Origin of the sequence: Flagellimonas olearia, from assembly GCF_004150225.1 — a bacterium.
In the GTDB taxonomy this organism is placed as follows: domain Bacteria; phylum Bacteroidota; class Bacteroidia; order Flavobacteriales; family Flavobacteriaceae; genus Flagellimonas; species Flagellimonas olearia.
Window position 1 is genome coordinate 193647 of the sequence record NZ_ML142907.1, and the last position, 18017, is coordinate 211663.

The 18017-nt window shown below is 45.2% G+C and carries 18 protein-coding genes; 12 read left to right on the top strand and 6 right to left on the bottom strand.

All coding sequences use genetic code 11. The features are described 5' to 3' along the window. Positions 1-13 precede the first annotated feature (13 nt). Together DN53_RS00865 and DN53_RS00870 are read right to left on the bottom strand one after the other, a co-directional pair. Entirely contained in the window at positions 14-1312 is a 1299-nt protein-coding gene (locus DN53_RS00865; RefSeq protein WP_129652537.1) for an anthranilate synthase component I family protein, read from the bottom strand. A gap of 7 nt (positions 1313-1319) precedes the next feature. Continuing rightward, positions 1320-1853 (bottom strand): NADPH-dependent FMN reductase, encoded by a 534-nt coding sequence (locus DN53_RS00870; protein ID WP_129652538.1) that lies wholly within the window; start codon positions 1851-1853, stop codon positions 1320-1322. Between the two features lie 129 nt (positions 1854-1982). Between DN53_RS00870 and DN53_RS00875 the strand changes: the two genes are divergently transcribed. Next, entirely contained in the window at positions 1983-3179 is a 1197-nt protein-coding gene (locus DN53_RS00875; RefSeq protein WP_129652539.1) for an acyltransferase family protein, read from the top strand. Positions 3180-3259: 80 nt separating this feature from the next. Here DN53_RS00875 and lpdA read toward each other — a convergent pair whose 3' ends face one another. The 3 genes from lpdA to DN53_RS00890 form a co-directional block, all read right to left on the bottom strand. Further along, complete coding sequence (gene lpdA, locus DN53_RS00880; RefSeq protein ID WP_129652540.1) at positions 3260-4666, bottom strand: dihydrolipoyl dehydrogenase; 1407 nt, start codon at positions 4664-4666, stop codon at positions 3260-3262. Positions 4667-4794: 128 nt separating this feature from the next. After that, a complete protein-coding gene (locus DN53_RS00885) occupies positions 4795-5184 on the bottom strand; it encodes a hypothetical protein (protein ID WP_129652541.1) in 390 nt (129 codons plus the stop codon). A gap of 108 nt (positions 5185-5292) precedes the next feature. Beyond that, positions 5293-5751, bottom strand: a complete 459-nt coding sequence (locus DN53_RS00890) for an Lrp/AsnC family transcriptional regulator (RefSeq protein WP_129652542.1) — start codon at positions 5749-5751, stop codon at positions 5293-5295. Positions 5752-5904: 153 nt separating this feature from the next. On the opposite strand from DN53_RS00890, the gene DN53_RS00895 reads away from it, so the two are divergent. The 11 genes from DN53_RS00895 (at position 5905) to ribB (ending at position 16778) form a co-directional block, all read left to right on the top strand. After that, on the top strand, positions 5905-7128 hold the full coding sequence (locus DN53_RS00895; RefSeq protein WP_129652543.1) for an aminotransferase class I/II-fold pyridoxal phosphate-dependent enzyme: 1224 nt from the start codon (positions 5905-5907) through the stop codon (positions 7126-7128). A gap of 68 nt (positions 7129-7196) precedes the next feature. Further along, entirely contained in the window at positions 7197-8687 is a 1491-nt protein-coding gene (nhaC, locus tag DN53_RS00900) for a Na+/H+ antiporter NhaC (RefSeq protein WP_129652544.1), read from the top strand. A gap of 210 nt (positions 8688-8897) precedes the next feature. Next, positions 8898-9542, top strand: a complete 645-nt coding sequence (locus DN53_RS00905) for a peroxiredoxin (RefSeq protein WP_129652545.1) — start codon at positions 8898-8900, stop codon at positions 9540-9542. 5 nt (positions 9543-9547) lie between these two features. After that, the gene (locus DN53_RS00910) at positions 9548-9862 is read left to right on the top strand and encodes a thioredoxin family protein (RefSeq protein ID WP_129652546.1); all 315 of its coding nucleotides are present in this window, start codon (positions 9548-9550) and stop codon (positions 9860-9862) included. Continuing rightward, positions 9843-10100, top strand: coding sequence for a DUF6952 family protein (locus DN53_RS00915; RefSeq protein WP_129652547.1), 258 nt, complete (start codon positions 9843-9845; stop codon positions 10098-10100). The genes DN53_RS00910 and DN53_RS00915 overlap by 20 nt, the downstream gene beginning before the upstream one ends. A gap of 93 nt (positions 10101-10193) precedes the next feature. Then, a complete protein-coding gene (tpx, locus tag DN53_RS00920) occupies positions 10194-10700 on the top strand; it encodes a thiol peroxidase (RefSeq protein WP_129652548.1) in 507 nt (168 codons plus the stop codon). Next, complete coding sequence (locus DN53_RS00925) at positions 10693-11058, top strand: diacylglycerol kinase family protein (protein WP_129652549.1); 366 nt, start codon at positions 10693-10695, stop codon at positions 11056-11058. The genes tpx and DN53_RS00925 overlap by 8 nt, the downstream gene beginning before the upstream one ends. Positions 11059-11120: 62 nt before the next feature. Next, positions 11121-13499 carry a DNA translocase FtsK gene (locus DN53_RS00930; protein WP_129652550.1) on the top strand — a complete coding sequence of 793 codons (2379 nt, stop codon included), beginning with the start codon at positions 11121-11123 and terminating at the stop codon, positions 13497-13499. 4 nt (positions 13500-13503) lie between these two features. Next, a complete protein-coding gene (lolA1, locus tag DN53_RS00935) occupies positions 13504-14151 on the top strand; it encodes an outer membrane lipoprotein periplasmic chaperone LolA1 (RefSeq protein ID WP_129652551.1) in 648 nt (215 codons plus the stop codon). Positions 14152-14154: 3 nt separating this feature from the next. Further along, positions 14155-15642 (top strand): LptF/LptG family permease, encoded by a 1488-nt coding sequence (locus DN53_RS00940; protein ID WP_129652552.1) that lies wholly within the window; start codon positions 14155-14157, stop codon positions 15640-15642. After that, a complete protein-coding gene (ribB, locus tag DN53_RS00945; RefSeq protein ID WP_129652553.1) occupies positions 15642-16778 on the top strand; it encodes a 3,4-dihydroxy-2-butanone-4-phosphate synthase in 1137 nt (378 codons plus the stop codon). Before DN53_RS00940 ends, ribB begins: the two co-directional genes overlap by 1 nt. 25 nt (positions 16779-16803) lie before the next feature. On the opposite strand, the gene DN53_RS00950 is transcribed toward ribB, so the two are convergent. After that, positions 16804-17997, bottom strand: a complete 1194-nt coding sequence (locus DN53_RS00950; protein ID WP_129652554.1) for a DegT/DnrJ/EryC1/StrS family aminotransferase — start codon at positions 17995-17997, stop codon at positions 16804-16806. Positions 17998-18017 lie beyond the last annotated feature (20 nt).

Here is an 18017-nt window from a genome sequence, read left to right on the forward strand (position 1 = left end):
ATAGCAATAAAGATCAGTCCGTTTCCAAAACGCTGCGCATGGCCTTGGCCTTCAGCAAGCACTCTTGATACTCCTTTTCAGGGTTTGACTTTGCCGTAATGGCACTTCCTACCGAATAGGACACATATTTGTTCGCGGCATTGTACAGAATACTGCGGATCACCACGTTAAAATCGAAATCCCCATTGGGGTCAAAATAGCCCACAGCTCCACTGTACAAACCCCTTTTGGTTTCTTCCAGTTCTTCAATGATCTTCATGGCCGAAATCTTTGGAGCACCTGTCATACTACCCATGGGAAAGGTCTCTTCAATAAGCTCGACCGGATTTTTGTCTTTTGGAACGGTAGCGATTACCGTGGAAATCATCTGGTGCACTTGTTTGTAAGGGTATACTTTGCAAAGTTCCTGAACCACCACAGTCCCCTTCAATGCACTTTTGGACAAATCATTACGGACCAAATCCGTGATCATGATGTTCTCGGCCCGTTCCTTTTCATCTTGGGAAAGCTGTTGCTTCAACCTTTCATCTTCCGCTTTGTTTTGACTTCTTGGGGCTGTCCCTTTAATGGGCTGTGAAATCACCGTTTGCCCCACCTTTTTTAAATAGCGTTCCGGGGAGGCACATAACAGATATCTCTCATCCCATCGCATAAAACACGCAAAAGGAGGTTGGGAAATGGCGTTGAGGCGCTTGTAGGTTCCCAAAGGATCCACAGTGCTGTCTTCAGCATAAAACTCCTGACAGAAATTGGCCTCATAAATATCACCGCGATGGATATGCTCCAGAAAACGGTTGGCTTTTTCAAAGTAGGCATCCTTGTGGATGCGCATTTTTATTCGGATGGGAGTGGATGGGATTCTCTCCTGTTGCCACATTCCCCTATTTGACAAAAGTTGTCCATAATCACTTTCAATATCCTCTGCACAATGTTCCAAATACAAAAAAGTCAATTCTTTCCCATTGAGGAGTACTATTTTTTCGGGCTGAAAAAAGTGCACGTTGCCAAACTCCAATCCATCGTAATTTTGGGAATGTAGGCCCTCCAGTTCGTTCTTAAGGTCGTATGAAAAATATCCGAACAGCCAATCCTGTTTTTCCTCCATGGAACTTTTCAATCCACCGAGTGAATCAACAATCATGGACTTACTGGTATGTCTTGTTACAGCCAATACCCCATCATAGGAATGGAATGCATTGCAATGTCCATTATCGTCCAGCCATACAACCTTTTCATAATTGCCCGACCAGTCCAACAAAGCTTCTTTGATCAAGGAGGGATCGGTGATGGTATAGGTTTGCCGCTTTCGCAAGGGATGTCTATTGAAGTGTTTGTAGAAAAGTGTCCAAAGCCTTTTGATGCTTTTCCTTTAACTCATTCTCTATAATATTCCCATCCTTAAAATTCTCATGGAACGATGGCAAGGAAAAGGTAGATACAATCTCGGCACCAAATCTGGGCAACATATTTTCAATCACGTCCAAAGAGCCAATGCCCCCTCGTTTACCTCCCGAGGCGGACATGAGAAAGACCTTTGTTCCGTCCAAAAACTTACGGTCAATGCGGGAGAGCCAATCCAAAACATTCTTAAAATAGGCCGAAGGATTTCCGTTATGTTCGTTCACCGAAAGAATCAACCCCTGCACTTTTTGGATTTGATCTTTCAAGTCCACCAAGGCATCGGGATATCCTTCTTGTTTTTCAAGATCCTCGCTGAACATGGGAAATGGGTGTTGGGCCATATTGAGTTCCTGAATATCATGACCTTGCACCAATGAGGTGGTATATCGGACCAATTTAAAATTGATGGAAGTTGAAGAATTGCTTCCGGCGAGTGCCAAAATTTCAGCCATTACAAGAAATGTTTGATTGTTTCGCTAAAATACCCCAATTGGGGAACAGATGCGAGTATTTTGTATAATTTTGCCCCGGAAAGCATCCAAACCCACTGCTAAACAAGTATATAGGGTATCCAAGAGCAAATGAACGTACAGACCAACAGATTGTATTTTATTGATGCCATGCGGGCATGGGCCATCCTTATGATGCTCCAAGGACATTTCATTGATGGGCTTATGGACCCTGTTTATAGGGATACTGGAAACGCTGCGTTCAACATCTGGCTATATTTTAGAGGTATAACCGCTCCGGTCTTCTTTACGGTTTCCGGATTTATTTTTACCTATTTATTGATTCGGGTGCCTCAAAAAGGGTTTGAAAACCCAAGGGTAGCCAAGGGTGTTCGTCGCGGATTGCAGCTTTTGCTAATTGGCTATTTACTCCGTTTGAACCTTTTTGGGCTCTTCAAAGGACAGGTGTACAACGCTTTCTATCTGGTGGATGTATTGCACTGCATCGGACTTTCCATTCTTGTTTTGATAGGGATTTATCTCATCACAAGTAAGCGAAAACCATATCTTTTCCCAACACTTCTCTTGGGTATTACTTTGGGGTTGTTCCTCTTTGAGCCAGTTTACAAACAGTGGTCATTTTCCTTTTTGCCCAATGCCTTGGCCAACTATTTCACCAAGGCCAACGGGTCTGTATTTACGATAATCCCTTGGTTGGGCTATGCTACACTTGGTGGGTTTGTTTCGGTGCTCTTTACCCGATTCAAGGATTTTAAACACTTGTACGCCGCGGGTATTCCTTTGGCTGCAGCAGTGGGATATGTGTTAATTTATCATTCATCCAGTGCCTTTGCATCCTTGCATGGATTTACCGGATGGGAGTTTTTTGGCTTGATCCCTTTGAACAATTACCTATTTATACGACTTGGGAATGTTTTTATCGTTTTTGCCGTGTTCATGCTCTTACGCAGGTTTTTGACCAACCGTACCATTTTGAACATTGGCGCCAGCACATTGTCCATTTATGTGATTCATTTTATTATTCTATACGGTAGTTTTACCGGATTGGGGCTTTATCGCTTCTTTAACCACTCCCTAACCCCACAGATAGTGATTCCCGGAGCCATTCTCTTTATGGTGGTCTGCACCTATTTGGCCTTGAAATATAACCAACATGAAGCGGAGATCAAATCGCAGATTGCTTGGGCTTTGGCTTCCGTGAAACGTCAAGCCATTGAGGTAAAGGAAGCTTCAATTCCCATGTTAAGGGAACTTTCCATCCGTGTGCGATTGGTATTGCGTAGATTCCTGCGGACCGTTAGGGGCTAAAAAAAGCCCAAAACGTCAACGATTTTACTCGATAAACCCTTTGGGCAAATTTCCTTACAGCCTTTGGCTGATGGTATCCTTTAAACGTGTATGGCCCTATCGGCAGTAGCGGCCAAAGCAGCTTCCTTAACGGCTTCTGCAAACGTTGGGTGGGCGTGGCTCATACGGGCAATGTCTTCTGCAGATGCCCTGAATTCCATGGCAGTGACCCCTTCCGTGATCAAATCCGCGCTTCGGGCACCGATCATGTGTACTCCAAGGACCTCGTCGGTCTTTTTATCGGCCAAAATCTTTACAAATCCATCAATGTCCATACTGGCACGGGCACGACCCAAGGCACGCATGGGAAATTGACCCACTTTATATTCCACGCCAGCTTCCTTGAGCTGCTCTTCGGTTTTACCCACCGCGGCAACTTCGGGCCACGTGTATACTACTCCTGGAATCAGGTTATAATCGATATGTGGTTTTTGGCCGGCCAACAATTCCGCCACCAAAGTTCCCTCTTCCTCTGCCTTGTGGGCCAACATAGCACCACGGATGACATCACCAATGGCATAAATATTGGATACATTGGTCTGAAGGTGATCGTTCACCTCTACCCTACCGCGATCATCCAATTTTACTCCGGCGGCTTCAACATTCAATCCATCCGTGTAAGGTCTTCTTCCCACACAGACCAAACAGTAGTCTCCCGTAAAGGTGACTTCCTCTCCTTTTTTGTTGTCGGCCTTTACAATGACTTCGTCGCCTTTTCGCTCCACCGATTTTACTTTGTGGGATAGGTTGAAGTTCACTTTTTGCTTCTTCATCACCTTCATCAATTCTTTGGAAAGCGCCCCATCCATTCCGGGGATAATACGATCCATGAACTCCACTACGGTCACTTCGGCACCAAGACGTTTGTACACCTGACCCAATTCCAGTCCGATGACGCCACCTCCAATGACGATCATGTGCTTGGGCACCTCTTTCAGTTTCAATGCCTCTGTTGAGGTGATGACCCGTTCTTTATCAATTTTGATGAAAGGCAATGAGGAGGGCTTGGAGCCTGTGGCAATAATGGTATGCTTTGCTTCGATGGTCTCTTTTTCGCCATCGGCTTTATCTATGTTGATGTGGGTGGCATCCTTGAAGCTTCCAAAACCTTCATAAACATCAATCTTGTTCTTGTCCATCAAGAATTGGATTCCTTTGGTGGTCTGGTCCACAACACCCTGCTTACGGGCAATCATCTGCTCCAGGTTAACCTTTATCTCTCCAGGAATATCAATTCCATGTTCTTCAAAATGCTTTACGGCATCTTCGTAATGATGTGAGGAGTCCAAAAGGGCTTTGGATGGGATACAACCTACATTTAGGCAAGTTCCCCCCAAGGTGGCATATTTTTCAATTATTGCAGTTTTCATTCCCAATTGGGCACAACGGATCGCCGCTACATAGCCTCCAGGTCCAGAGCCAATAATGGCCACATCATATTGATTCATAGTAAATGCTTAGAGATAATTATTCGTTCGATTATCAGCTACAAAAATAACAATGTTTCTCCGATAGACCATGCATTTTTCCTTAACATATCCGAGTAAAAAAGTTGGGTATGCCCCTATTGGAACAACTACACTGGGGCCAACGGGAATTTAATGGCACCGTAGCATCCCAACCAAAGTCCACCCAAAAGGGAGAGGTGTACGCCCGACTCAAACCACAAGGGTCCGCCCCATTGTCCACAAAGTGCCACCATGGATAATTTTCCAACAATAAAGAGGGAGATGAAAAAATGGGGCCAAAAATTATCTCGGACCACAATCAATGAAGAAATGAAACCTGTGAGCACGGCCGAGGTGAACATGGCCAATGTGCCCAGCGTCAAATCCATTGTGGAGGAAGAGCAAAAACTCATGCCTTCAAACAAAATATCTTGGGAAAGTGTAGTGTAAAGGACCAAACACAGTCCACCAATGACCGTGGCCAACACGGTGAGAAACAATCGGGTACGGGTTTTCATGACGGAAAAAGAAGTCTTTTGATGGTTGTTCGTTTTTTGATACGCCAAAAATTACACATCCCCCTTTATCCGATGGGCTTTTTTAACACCGATTTAGGTTAAAGTTTGCTAAATGTGGACCGCAGGGCTGTTTTTCACCTCGTTGATAACGAACGAACTCTGCGTATTTCCAATATTGTTGATGGTGGTGAGTTTCGTCAACATGAATTCGCGATAGCTCTTCATATCCTCCACATGGATCTTTAAAATGTAGTCATAGTCGCCGCCTACATGGAAGCATTCGGACACCTCTTCCAGTTTAAGGATTTCCCGTTCAAATTTCAATACATTTTCCTTGGTGTGCTGAACCAATCGTATCTGGCAAAGCACCATAAAGTCGCGCCGTACTTTCTCCTTGTCCACCAAGGCCACATATTGGGTGATTACCCCATTGCGTTCCAATCGTCGTATACGCTCGTACACCGCCGTTTTGGAAAGTTGTAAACTATCCGCGTATTGTTTTGTGGTCTTTTTACAGTCTTCCTGAAGCAGGTGTACCAGCTTTATATCCGTTGTGTCGAGTTCCATCCTGATGAATTTTCTGTATCTGATTGAATATCATACCAAAAATAGAATATAAATCTTTATTATAAATAATAAATAGATTTAAAATCTATATAATAGCATTCTTATTGACTTTATATCTTTATTTATATACTTTTCACCTAAAATTATCACACAATGGACTACAAAGCATCGGAGCACATTCAAGACCTTCAATATTTTGGTGAATTTGGTGGGGTGAACCCCTCCATATCGGATTCTTCCACCTATACCTTTCTTTCCGCAAAGACCATGTTCGACACCTTTGAGGGCAATACCGAAGGTTGCTATCTGTACAGCAGACACTCCTCCCCTTCCAATCTATATTTGGGTGAGGCCATGGCCCAATTGGAGGGTACGGAATCGGCCAATGTGTTTGCCAGTGGAATGGGCGCCATAAGCGCTGTGGTTTTTCAGCTTTGCGATACAGACGACCATATCGTCTGTAGCAGGACCATTTACGGAGGCACCTATGCCTTCCTGAAAAACTTTGTGAAGAAGTTCAACATCTCCACATCCTTTATAGATATCACCGATTTGGACATGGTGGAGCAATCCATTACCTCAAAAACCAAAATGATCTATTGCGAGGCCATAAGCAATCCCCTTTTGGAAGTAGCGGACATTGCGGCCCTTTCCAAATTGGCCAAAAAGCATGGTATTCCCTTGGTGGTGGACAATACCTTCTCCCCCTTGAACATCAACGCGGCCCAATTGGGTGCGGATATAGTGGTCCACAGTCTTACCAAATTTATCAATGGTAGCAGTGACTGCGTCGCAGGTGCCGTTTGTGCTTCAAGCGATTTCTGCCTAAGCCTAAAAGATGTGAACAATGGAGCGGGAATGCTCATGGGAAGCACGTTGGATAGCCTCCGGGCGGCATCCATCCTCAAGAATATGCGTACACTGCACATCCGCATCAAAAAGCACAGTGAAAATGCCCTCTACTTGGCACAACAATTTGAAAAAGATGGTTTAAAAGTAGTCTATCCAGGATTGGAAAGCCACCTAGGGCATAACGTAATGAAATCCCAAATGAACCCGGAATACGGTTTCGGCGGCTTGCTTACCTTGGATGTAGGCTCTGTAGATCAAGCCAATGCCCTTATGGAACTCATGCAAACCCAGAAATTGGGCTATTTGGCGGTAAGCCTCGGTTTTTATAAGACCCTCTTCAGCGCATCGGGCACTTCCACCTCTTCGGAGATTCCCATGGAAGAACAAGAAGCACTAGGGTTGTCGCAAGGGCTGATCCGCTTTTCCATTGGTTTGGACAACAATATCCACCAGACCTATTTGGCCATGAGAGCTTGTATGGAAAAAATGGGGATTCTGTCCCCATCACCATCTACTATGGATTAAACGATAAAAAGCCGTTTGGAGAACAAGGTTCAAAATCGTAATATTACCTCTTAACAAACCCAGACCACATGCCAAAAAAAGAGGAAGCCCCAAAGTACAGACAAGATGAACATATTGTTGAAAATAAGGAGCTGACCATTGGGGAAGCCTTGATTCCTGTTTTTGCACTGGTGGCCATGCTGGCCTACAATGTCTACGTTTTTGGTGATGATGCCCTGAGTGGGTCCAACCAGTTCATCCTTCTTATGGGAGGTGCCATGGCGGCCATCGTGGGTTTTTTCAACAAGGTATCCTACAAACAGATGATTGCCGAAGTGGCCGAAAATGTACGTTCCACTACCGGGGCCCTTCTCATTTTATTGATGGTAGGCGCCCTATCGGGAACCTGGTTGGTCAGCGGTATTATTCCGGCTATGATCTATTACGGGCTCCAAATATTGAATCCCACTATATTTTTGGCGGCCTGTGTTATTATTTGCGCCATCATTTCCATTGCCACGGGAAGCAGCTGGACCACGGCCGCAACGGTAGGTATTGCCTTGGTGGGCATCGGTGAAGCCTTGGGCATTTCTTTGGGCATGACGGCAGGCGCAGTGCTTTCTGGAGCCTATTTTGGGGATAAGATGTCCCCTTTGAGTGACACTACCAACTTGGCCCCTGCCATGGCGGGCGGCGAATTGTTTTCCCATATTCGATACATGGCACTGACCACTGTACCCACCATTGCTGTAACCTTATTGGTGTTCATTATTATGGGCTTTACCATTGAAACCGAAGGAGTGGCCGATACAGGCGCCATCCTTGAAACCATTGGGAGCACTTTTAATATTAGTGGTTGGCTATTTTTAGTGCCCGTTGTGGTAATCTTTTTAATTATAAAAAAAGCCCCTCCTCTATTGGCCTTGCTGATTGGGACTTTATTGGGTGGTGCCTTTGCGTTGATTTTTCAGCCGGATATTGTCACTACCATTGGAGGAAGCGAAAGTCTCACTTTTGAGTCGGGATATAAAGGAATTTTAAACGCCATCACCGTGGACACCTCAATTGCCACGGACGACCCCGCACTGAACGACCTGTTCTCCTCGGGAGGAATGGCAGGTATGTTGGACACCATTTGGCTGATTGTCTGTGCTATGGTCTTCGGGGGTATCATGGATGGTATAGGTGCCTTGGAGCGCATCACCGAATCCCTGTTGAAAATGGCCAAGACCACATTTGGGCTTTTTGCCAGTACCGTGGGCAGTTGTTTGGCGCTAAATGTAACCGCATCGGACCAATATCTGGCCATTGTAGTCCCCGGAAAGATGTTTTCCAAAGCATATCGGGAACGTGGCCTGGCCCCGGAAAACTTGAGTAGGTCCCTTGAAGATTCAGGAACCGTAACTTCCGTATTGGTACCTTGGAACACCTGTGGCGCCTACCACAGCGGGGTATTGGGTGTTGGTGTTATGGAATATGGGATTTATGCCATCTTCAATTGGTTGAGTCCAATCATGACCTTATTGTTCGCGGCTTTCAAAATCAAGATTAAAATGTTGACCGAAAAGACCCCTGCCTAAAAATTTTCGGCCCCATTTTCTTCCAAGATCCGTTTCTTTATGAAATTGTGATTTTTCACCCTTTGTAATTATTGGCTTTTCAAAAATCAATCGCTTTTTTTATACCATAAGCCTAGGCTATCCATTCATAGGAAATACTGATTTTTTCCTTTGGGAAAGGCATTTCCCTGCCCTAATTTTGCAGCATAACCTTTATAAAAAAACACAAGAATGACATTAGTCGGAAGGAAATTTCCAAACATCGAAGTAAATGCCATTGATGAATTGGGCGACACTTTCAAAATCAACATTTTAGAAAAAGCCAAGGCCGAAAACAAGAAAATTTTGCTTTTCTGGTACCCAAAGGATTTCACCTTTGTTTGCCCTACGGAGCTACACGCTTTTCAACAACATTTGGCCGAATTTGAAAAAAGGAACACTTTGGTGATTGGCGCATCTTGCGATACTGCAGAAGTACACTTTGCTTGGTTGAACACTGCAAAGGACAATGGTGGGATTGAAGGGGTGACCTACCCTATCATTGCCGACAGCAATAGAAACTTGGCCAAGGCTTTGGGCATTTTGGACATCACAAATGAAGATTACAATGAGGAGACCGACTCTGTTCTTGTGGAGGGTGACAACGTAACCTACAGGGCCACTTATTTGATCGATGAGGAGGGTACGGTGTTCCACGAAGGCATCAACCACATGCCCCTTGGCAGAAACGTGAAGGAATTCATCCGTTTGGTGGATGCATTTGCCCACGTACAGGAAAAAGGAGAGGTATGTCCTGCCAACTGGGAAGAAGGTAAGGAAGCCATGAATGCCAACCGTGACGGAGTGGCGGAATATTTAGCCAATCACGTAAACTAAGGAATATGGTCATAGAATTGGAAAAAGACAACCTGAGCGAGCTTGTTGCCAGCAACGAGTCCGTAGTGGTGCAATACTCTGCATCTTGGTGTGGAAATTGCAGAATTATGAAGCCTAAGTTCAAAAAAGAGGCTTCGCTTAACCAGAACGTCACTTTTGTGATGGTAGATGCGGAAAAATTCCCAGAGTCACGGAAAATGGCCAATGTGGACAACCTACCCACCTTTGCCGCTTTTTCCAACGGGACATTGAAGAATCAGGTGCAGACCAACAAATATGATGTACTAAAAACCTTGGTCAATGAAGTTGCCCATCATTAAACAGCTGGTGAATTTTGTTGAGGAGCATGACGAGGATTATCTGTTGGAAACCGCGGAAACCTTGGAAAGCATCTGCGAGGTCGCTACGTTAAAGGACAATGAACTGGACACCATCGGAGAAATCATCTCCAATATCTATGGTGCCCTGGAAGTGTCCAGCGAGATACAAAAGGGGACTCCAAAGAAAGAGGCCATGAATGCCTTTATGTCTCGGGTGCTCAGTTCCATCGACAAATAAACCATACTATATTTTCTAGTCAAGAACCTTCCCGTAATGCATTACGGGAAGGTTTTTTTTAAGTACTTTTGGGCCTGAACCAAATATAAAAATATGGCTACAGTCACCTTAAAAGGAAATGAAATACACACTCTTGGCAACCTTCCCGAAAATGGTTCCCAAGCCCCAGAATTCAAATTGACAAAAAACGACCTCTCCCCTGCTTCCCTATCGGATTATGCTGGCCAAAAAGTGGTCTTGAACATATTCCCAAGTATAGATACCGGTACTTGTGCACAATCGGTTCGCCAATTCAACCAGGAAGCTGCCGAACTGGACAATACCAAAATACTTTGTATCTCCAAAGACCTTCCTTTTGCCCAAACCCGCTTTTGTGGTGCCGAGGGGATTGATAAGGTTGAGACCCTATCCGATTTTAGGGATGGAAATTTTGGGAAATCCTATAAGGTGGAGTTTACCGATGGTCCATTGCAAGGGCTTCTGTCGCGCTCCGTGGTAGTACTTAATGAAAATGGACAGGTCATCTATTCCGAACAGGTTTCCGAAACTGTGGACGAGCCCAATTACAAAGCTGCGCTTGAAGCATTGATGGATGCCTAAGGAATCTTTTTTCAATAATAGAATTCGCAGTATCGGTTATGCGCTCAAAGGCATGTTCTTGCTTTTGCGTACCGAGGCCAGTATCAAAATCCAATTTTTTATTGCCTTGGTAATGACCGCAGCAGGATTCTATTTTGAGATCTCGGCCACGGAATGGATTCTTCAACTCTTTGCCATTGGATTGGTCATGGGTATAGAGGGAGTGAACACGGCCATTGAAAAATTAGCGGACTATGTACAACCCGATCAAGACCCAAAAATTGGTCTGATCAAAGATATTTCCGCGGGTGCCGTGATGATCGTATCCATTGTGGCCAGTATTATTGGATTGATCATCTATATACCCAAATTGATGTAAGAACATCCAAGACCCGGTATAGCAGCGTAAATTTGTAAATTAGCCCCATAGCAAACGGATTAATGGCAAAGAAAAGGACAAAATCAAAATCCAAACCTACAACCGCCAAAAAGAAGGTCTCCTTTAGGCCTTCCAAGCAAAACAAGATTATCTTGGGCAGTTTGCTGATTGTACTCAGCATTGCACTTTTCTTCTCGTTCATGTCCTATTACTTTACATGGCAGGAAGATCAGAGCATTCTCTCCGAGTTTGCGCACAGAAACGCCGAGGCCAGCAACTTATTGAACAAGTTCGGGGCCAGTGTGAGCCATTTTTTCATGTACCAAGGATTTGGTCTTGCATCGTTTGCCTTTCCTTTATTACTGGCTGTCACTGGGTTGTACCTGTTTTTGGGGCTTAGTGGAAAAGGTCTCATTGGTAAATGGATTTGGGGCTTTATCGGTATTATCTGGGTATCCATTGCCTTGGGCTTCTTTGCTTCGAGCCAACCTTTGTTGGGAGGGCTTATTGGCTTTGAAATGAACGATTTCCTCCAAGATTACACTGGAAAGATCGGGGTGTTCTTGATCTTGATTTTCATGCTGATGGTCATCTTGGTACAACTCTTCAATTTTACGCCCGAAGGGGTCGCCAATTTCTTCCGTTCGCAACGCCAAAAAATAAAGTCCGATTTTCAAACGGAAACCTCTGTTTCGGAAAAACAGAAAACGGAAGAGCTCCCTATTGAGTTGGACATGAAAGAGGAAGAAGTTGCCATTTCCGTGGACACCTACACCCACAAAAAAGATATCCCTCCCCTTCAGAATGAAGCTGGGTTGGACGTGAACCTTCCCCAAGAAGAAGAGGAAGGCATCAGTCTGGAGGTAGAAAAAGTCAAGGAGGAAAAAGAGGAAAAAGACATCAAGGCCGAAAAGTTGGTCAAGGATTTTGGGGAATTCAACCCAAAACTGGAACTCGGCAGCTATAAATTTCCTCCTTTGGAGCTATTGGAGGCGCATGGCGCAGCCGGTGGCATCACCATCAACCAAGAGGAACTGGAGGAGAACAAAAACCGTATTGTAAGCACCCTAAAGAATTACAAAATCGGGATTGCGCAGATCAAGGCCACCATAGGCCCCACGGTCACCCTGTATGAGATTGTCCCCGAAGCGGGCATCCGTATCTCCAAAATCAAAAATCTCGAAGATGACATAGCCCTTTCCCTAGCCGCTCTGGGGATCAGGATCATTGCTCCCATTCCCGGTAAGGGAACCGTGGGTATTGAGGTACCCAACAAGAACGCTTCGGTTGTCTCCATGCGATCGGTGATTGCATCCAACAAGTTTCAAAAAGCGGAAATGCAACTTCCCATTGCTTTTGGAAAGACCATTAGCAACGAGACCTTTGTGGTAGATCTGGCCAAAATGCCCCACCTACTTATGGCGGGTGCTACCGGACAAGGGAAATCCGTAGGATTGAATGCGGTAATCACTTCGCTCCTCTACAAAAAACATCCGGCAGAAATCAAGTTCATTTTGGTCGACCCCAAAAAGGTGGAATTGACCCTCTACAACAAAATCGAACGGCATTTCTTGGCCAAGCTCCCAGATTCTGATGAAGCTATCATTACGGACAACACCAAGGTAATCAACACCCTGAACTCCCTCTGTATTGAGATGGACAATCGCTACGAGTTGTTGAAAACAGCCATGGTACGAAACATTAAGGAATACAATGCCAAATTCAAGGCCCGTAAATTAAATCCGAACGATGGGCATAAATTCCTTCCTTACATCATTTTGGTGATTGATGAATTTGCAGACTTGATCATGACCGCGGGCAAGGAAGTGGAAACCCCCATTGCCAGATTGGCACAGTTGGCCCGAGCCATTGGAATTCATTTGATCATTGCCACCCAGAGGCCTTCGGTAAACGTGATCACGGGTATTATCAAGGCCAACTTCCCGGCAAGGATTGCATTCCGGGTAACCTCCAAGATAGATTCGAGGACCATTCTGGATGCCCAAGGTGCAGACCAACTCATTGGCCGCGGGGATATGCTCTACACCCAAGGGAATGATGTGACCCGTTTGCAATGTGCCTTTGTAGATACGCCCGAAGTGGCCAAAATCACTGAATATATTGGGTCGCAACGCGCCTATCCAGAAGCCCATTTACTGCCAGAATACGTAGGTGAAGACTCTGGCACGGGTATTGATTATGATATTTCGGAAAGGGATGCCATGTTCCGCGAAGCTGCCGAAGTTATTGTAACGGCACAACAAGGTTCCGCCTCCCTGATCCAGCGAAAACTGAAATTGGGATACAACCGGGCCGGTAGGATCATTGATCAACTGGAAGCCGCTGGGATTGTAGGTCCTTTTGAAGGAAGTAAAGCCCGTCAGGTCTTGATTCCGGATATGTATTCCTTGGAACAATTTTTAGAAAACGAATCAAAATAATACCATGATCAAAAAACACATTCTTTTTATCGGACTTTTTACCGTTGCACTATTCTCATATGGGCAGAGCTCATCGCAGGCCAAGGCACTGTTGGACGAAGTCTACAATAAGGTAAAAAGCTATGACAACATCTATATCGACTTTACTTCCACCTTGGAGAACAGTGAGGCCAATTTGAAACAGGAAACCCATGGCAATGTTTCCCTTAGTGGCGAAAAATACTTTTTGAACTATTTTGGGGCCCAACAATTATATGACGGCACCAAGGTCTACACCGTTGTTCCCGAAAACGAGGAAGTGACCATAGAGGATGTCGATCAAGATGCCGACAATGTGAGCCCTTCAAAAATGCTCACCTTTTATAAAACCGGGCATAACTACGCCTGGGACATCTTGCAAAATGTGGGGGGAAGAAAAATACAATATGTAAAGCTCACCCCTATTGATTCCAATACCGAGATCAAATCCGTACTCTTGGGCGTTGACACTCAGACCAAACACATCTACAAGCTCATCCAGACGGGAAACAACGGTACAAAAACTACCATAACCGTTAATTCTTTCAAAACCAACCAGCCATTTTCAAGTACCCTCTTTACCTTTGACGAGAAAAAATACGAGGATAAAGGGTATTACATAACACGAAACTAGCCATTGAAAATACTAGACCAGTATATATTATCGAGGTTTCTCTATAACTTCTTTAGCTCCTTTGTCATCTTGATCGTCATATTCATTTTTCAGGGAATATGGCTTTTTATAGATGATTTGGCAGGAAAAGGTCTAGGCATGGTCATTATTGGGAAGTTTATTTTTTATTTCATCCCCACTTTGGTGGACAAGGTATTGCCCCTAACCGTATTACTGTCGTCCATCCTCACCTTTGGTACCTTTGCGGAAAACTATGAGTTCGCCGCCATGAAGGCTTCTGGAATATCCCTTCAGCGAGGGATGCGAAGCTTGATCATCTTTGTCCTTTTTTTGGGAGTGGTCACCTTTTTCTTCGCCAACAATATCATTCCAAAATCGGAACAGAAAATATTCAACCTACGGCGTAACATTGCCAAGGTAAAACCTGCTGCAGCCATTACCGAAGGGGTTTTTAGTGATTTTGAAGGTACCGGTGAGGGCATGAACATTAAAGTGGAGCGAAAGTACGGGGAACAAGACCGGTTTTTGGACAATGTGGTCATCCACAAAAAAACAAACCAAAATGTAAACAATACGGTCATCAAGGCCAAAGGTGGGGAATTGATCAGCAGTGAAGATTCCGACATTATCCAGCTGGTACTGAAAGATGGCAATTACTACGAGGAGCTGGTCCCAAAGGATAGCAAGGAAAAGAGAAAACAACCCTTTGCCAAGGCCCATTTTGAAACCTACACCATCAACATAGATATTTCGGAACTGAACAACCAAGACCTGGAAGAAGACGGCAATATTACCACGGACAAAATGAAGAATGTGGGGCGTTTGATCAAGGATATCGATTCATTGGGAACCAACAATCTGGAAAAAGTGGAGGCATTTTCCAAAAACATTGTCAATCGTATGGGGGCATTTCCTCCAAAATCAACTGTTGGGGACACCATTCAAGCCGCAACCCAGATTCCGGTAACCAAAATTTCAAAGGATTCCCTCAATAGTGTGGACGAGCTTTTGGCATCATTGCAGGACTGGCAACAGCTGCAAGTGGTCAACAATGCCAAAAATTCGGTTTCAAGTGTCTTGACCACCGTCGTTTCCAAAAAAGAGGAACTGCAACAACGGTTCAAATTTTACAACAGTCATATCCTTTCCTTGCACAAAAAGTTCGCCTTGGCATTTTCGTGCATCATTCTATTTTTTGTGGGAGCACCCTTGGGGGCCATTATCCGAAAAGGAGGGTTGGGACTGCCCATGGTGATTGCCATTGTCTTATTTTTGACCTACTATTTTATTGGGGTATTTGCGGGCAATTACGCTAAGGAAGGTAATATACACCCAGCCATTGGGGCCTGGCTTTCCACCTTGATCATGCTACCCTTAGGGGTTTCACTGACCAAAAGGGCCACTGCGGACAGAGGACTGTTTGGGTTTGGACATATTATAGATCGTATTAGGAGCATATTTAAACGAAAAAGAAAAGATTCTGAAGAGTAATGGTCGAGGAGAAAAAAATACAATTGCACGCCATAGAGGAAGCCATTGAAGACATCAGACAAGGCAAGGTCATTATTGTGGTGGATGATGAAAACCGTGAGAATGAAGGTGACTTTGTGGCCGCTGCAGAACTGATTACCCCTGAAACAGTGAATTTCATGGCCACCCATGGTCGAGGGCTTATCTGCGCCCCACTTACTGAAGGGAAATGTAAAGATTTGGGACTCCACATGATGGTGACGCACAATACCGATCCCCTGGAAACCGCCTTTACAGTTTCTGTGGATTTAAGGGGGAATGGCGTTACCACGGGAATTTCCGCCTCGGATAGGGCCAAAACCATCTTGGCCTTGACCAATGCCAATACCAAGGCCCATGAACTGGCCCGTCCCGGACATATCTTCCCGCTCATTGCCAAGGAAGGTGGTGTACTGCGCCGTACCGGGCACACCGAAGCCGCTATTGATTTTGCCCGCTTGGCAGGATTGGAGCCTGCTGGCGTTATTGTGGAAATCATGAACGAAGATGGCACCATGGCCCGATTGCCCCAACTTTTGGAGGTAGCCAAAAAATTTGACCTTAAAATCGTTTCCATCGAGGATTTGATCGCTTACCGAATGGAACATGATAGCCTGATTGAACTCAAAGAGGCCTTCACTATCCAAACCCGATTTGGGGAATACCGTCTGCGCGCCTACAAACAGACCACCAACGATCAAGTACATATTGCTTTGGTCCGTGGTAGCTGGAAGCACGGCGACCCAGTCCTGACCCGTATCAACTCTACCCTTGTGAACAATGACATTTTGGGCACCTTGACCAACAATCCGGATGAAACCTTGAACCGAATGTTCAACGCTTTGAACGCTGAGGATAAGGCCGCCATGATCTTTATCAATCAAGGGAACCAATCCAAGAATTTATTGGGTCGCTTGGCAGAGTTCAAGAAACTTCAGGCCGAGGGAATCCACAAAGCACCAAAAATTGATATGGACACCAAGGATTTTGGGATTGGTGCGCAAATATTACATGATCTCAATATTTCCAAAATCCGCTTGCTTTCAAATTCCGCACAGACCCGAAGAGTGGGGATGGTGGGTTACGGTTTGGAAATTGTGGAGTATGTGAATTATTAGGTTTTCCCAAATACAAAATTGTGGGCTAGATGGTTTTCTTGAGGATTTCCGCTATTTTTTTAGCCCTTTCCCGGATTTCGGCTTCCGTCCAGCCCAATTTGATCAGACATGAAATGGTCCTGCCCACCCAGTGGTCCGAGGCAGAAAAATCGGCCTTGGAATAATCCGGTAAGCCCTCAATGACTTCTTGGGGCAGTTTGCCCAATGATTCCAATTGGCTGAGGTGTTCCCATTTTCTATAGTAATGCCAGTTGTTGTTGTACCAATAGAAGCAGGCATCAATCCCTGCTTCACCCAAAGCTTTGTGGGCTTGTTGGGCAATCGCTTCCGAAGGAAGGAAGAAACTCAGGAAGGAGTAGTTTTCCTCACCCCCATCAGGTACCTTCCGAAAACTAATCTCCGGAACCTGTGACAACGCCTCCCTTAAAATGGTATAGCTTTTCTTCTGCAGCGCGATAAATTCATCCAATCTATCCAACTGGGCCAATCCCACGGCGGCATTCAACTCTGAAATTCGAAAATTGTATCCCAAAAAAGGATGGGTCTCTGCCCCCCTATCATGTCCAACATGGTCGTGCCCGTGGTCCGAGTATTTATGGGCATTTTCATAATACGCTTTAGTATTGGTGATGACCGCCCCGCCTTCACCACAGGTGATGGTTTTTACATAATCAAAGGAAAAACAGCCCAAATCCCCAATGCTGCCCAAAGGTTTTCCTTTATAACTTCCCCCAATGGCCTGGCAGGCATCTTCCAAAAGCAGAAGGTCGTGTTGGTCACAAATCTGTTGTAACACTTCCAAATTTGCCATGGAACCGCACATATGCACGGGCATCACCACTTTGGTACGGGGGGTTATCGCTTTTTCCACTGCAGATGGGTCCAACGTCAAGGTATCATCTATGTCCACCAAAATAGGAATGGCGCCAAGGGCCAAAATCGATTCAAAACTGGCCACAAAGGTGAACGTGGGCATGATTACCTCATCCCCTGCCCCCACACCGGCACTGGCCAACGCTACCGTAAGTGCCGCCGTACCACTGCTCAACAGGTGTACGTGTTTGGACTTCATTTTGGCGGAAAGGGCAGCTTCCAACTCCTTAGCCTTCCAATGCCCGTTTCGCATTCCATCGAACCCATAACGCATCAATACCCCCGAGTCCAGCACATCCTGTACCTGTTCCCGTTCCCTATCTCCAAAAAGTTCAAAACCCGGCATACTTGTCTTGTTTAAAATTG